Origin of the sequence: Salinactinospora qingdaonensis (assembly GCF_039539445.1) — a bacterium.
Taxonomy (GTDB): Bacteria; Actinomycetota; Actinomycetes; order Streptosporangiales; family Streptosporangiaceae; genus Salinactinospora; species Salinactinospora qingdaonensis.
Genome location: NZ_BAABDD010000068.1, coordinates 1 through 1,843 on the forward strand (window position 1 = coordinate 1; position 1,843 = coordinate 1,843).

At 70.2% G+C, this 1,843-nt stretch carries 4 protein-coding genes; 2 read left to right on the forward strand and 2 right to left on the reverse strand.

Going from position 1 to position 1,843, the window contains the following annotated elements; all coding sequences use genetic code 11:
- Window positions 1–64 precede the first annotated feature (64 nt).
- Window positions 65–385, reverse strand: a complete 321-nt coding sequence (locus ABD848_RS24790; protein ID WP_344977605.1) for a hypothetical protein — start codon at window positions 383–385, stop codon at window positions 65–67.
- 2 nt (window positions 386–387) lie between these two features.
- Window positions 388–960 carry a hypothetical protein gene (locus ABD848_RS24795; RefSeq protein WP_344977608.1) on the reverse strand — a complete coding sequence of 191 codons (573 nt, stop codon included), beginning with the start codon at window positions 958–960 and terminating at the stop codon, window positions 388–390.
- 87 nt (window positions 961–1,047) lie between these two features.
- Here ABD848_RS24795 and ABD848_RS24800 point away from each other — a divergent pair, with 87 nt between their 5' ends.
- Window positions 1,048–1,596, forward strand: a complete 549-nt coding sequence (locus ABD848_RS24800) for a PadR family transcriptional regulator (protein WP_344977611.1) — start codon at window positions 1,048–1,050, stop codon at window positions 1,594–1,596.
- A gap of 52 nt (window positions 1,597–1,648) precedes the next feature.
- Window positions 1,649–1,843: hypothetical protein (locus ABD848_RS24805; RefSeq protein ID WP_344977614.1), on the forward strand; the 195-nt coding region annotated here is incomplete at its 3' end.

A 1,843-nucleotide genomic window follows, 5' to 3' on the forward strand; every position in this document is an offset into this window, starting at 1 on the left:
TCGTGCGGCGCCTCTGGTGCCCGGTGACACCACCCCCCGGATCATCGGTGACAGGGGGACACAGTCATACCGGGACCAGAGGCCGGGAGTCCCATTGCGGGACTGCTCTAAAAGGTAATGGGGACTGCCATCCGGCCAGGCTCAGCACAACTCCGATGGCCACGCCGACGCCGGTGACCTCGACGAGGGCGCTCAACAGTGCGGCCAAGGCGAACAGGCCAGCCCACAGCCAGGTCAGGGTGGTCGCCATCCAGCCGAACACCGGGTCGGCCCGCACCCAGTCGGGAGCCGACCGGCGAGCCAGCCGGCTGACCCACGGGCGGCCGGCAACGATCGAGCCGACCGACGCCAGGGCCGCCGCCGTGTAGAGCAGCGTCCAGAACATCCTCACGCCTCCCCGGAGCGGGGCCGGTCGGCGCGCTCGTGCAGCACCGCACTCAGGACCAACCCCACAGCCAGCATCCCGACGGCCTCCAACGCCAACTCCAGGCCGACCAGCGGCAAGGGTTCGTGCAGGACGTTGTAGGGCACCCAGGTCTCGAAGAACACGTAGGTGATCCCCCATGCGGCGGCGCCCACGGCCAGGCCACGTCGCCACAGGCCCGCCGGCAGCGCGCCGCGGACCAGTTCGAATGCCGCCGTGATGATCGCCAGCCACACCGTCAGCCCGGCCATCACGACCAGCACCCGCGGGCCGGGCTCGACGGCGCCGAAGGGGGTCAGTGCCGGGGCCGGAGAGCCGTGCCAGAAGTCCACGACCAAGTCGACCTGGCCGCTTTCGGGAGTGAACAGGAGCCCGCGGACCAGCGGGTTGCCGAACAGCAGGGTGAACACGATGCTGTGGACGGCGACGCCGGCCACCGTGGCCAGCGCGACCCGGCCCCAGCGCAGTCTCGGGGTGGTCGACGGACGTGACCGCGCCGGGTCCGGTGCGGCTTCGACGGCAGGGTGGGAGGACATGGCGGCTCCTGTGTGGTCGTACCCTTCTGGCCATCGTCTACAATGACCGGACACAATGGACGGTAAACATTCCATTTAGGACTGTCAATGGGTTACGAGTTGAACCCCACCGCTGCGTCGTTGCTGGGGTTCCTGCATGACAAGCCGCTGACCGGCTGGGACCTCACCCAGGTCGCCGAAGACACCATCGGGACGTTCTGGTCGCTGACCCGCAGCCAGGTCTACCGCGAGCTGTCGCGGATGGCCGAGGCCGGCCTGATCGAGGCCGGCGACCCCGGCCCTCGCGACCGCCGGCCCTACGCTCTGACCGACGCCGGGCGGCAGGCCTTCGCCGCGTGGGCCGCACAGCCACCCGGTGACGAGGCCATCCGGTTTCCCCTGCTGCTGATGATCACGCTGGGCCGCCACATCGACCCTGCCGTGCTCGCCCACCACCTGCGCCGGCACCGCCGCCAGCACGCCGACCGCCTAGCCGACTACGAGGCAAGTTGGCAGGCCGCCTGGAGCGGCGACGACCCCGCCCCGGACCCCTACAGTCTGGCCACCCTCGACTTCGGCCGTACCTACGAACGTGCCGTACTCGACTGGTTCGACCGCCTCCCCGAGCTGCTGGACATCGACCTCACCGACCGGTGACCGAACCAGCCGCCGGTGGGCCGGCAGTGCCCGTCTCCGGACGGGAACCGCCGTGCGATCGTGCCCCCTGCGCGTGCTGTCCAACGGCAGCGGCGACGCGGTCGACGACACTGGTGTCATGGCGAGCTGCGCGCTCAGCGCCACACTCGTGCTCGCGCCCCTTGCTTCCCCTGCTCACGCCGAGTCCGCCAGTCTCTCTTTCGAGACCATCCCCGGTGCGGGTGGTGTCGAGCTCAGCGCGGTCAGC

What these genes read in the sequence shown, in the direction of transcription:
- ABD848_RS24790 (WP_344977605.1), bottom strand. Translation starts at nt 385, where the DNA reads ATGTTCTGGACGCTGCTCTACACGGCGGCGGCCCTGGCGTCGGTCGGC.
- ABD848_RS24795 (WP_344977608.1), bottom strand. Translation starts at nt 960, where the DNA reads ATGTCCTCCCACCCTGCCGTCGAAGCCGCACCGGACCCGGCGCGGTCA.
- ABD848_RS24800 (WP_344977611.1), top strand. Translation starts at nt 1,048, where the DNA reads ATGGGTTACGAGTTGAACCCCACCGCTGCGTCGTTGCTGGGGTTCCTG.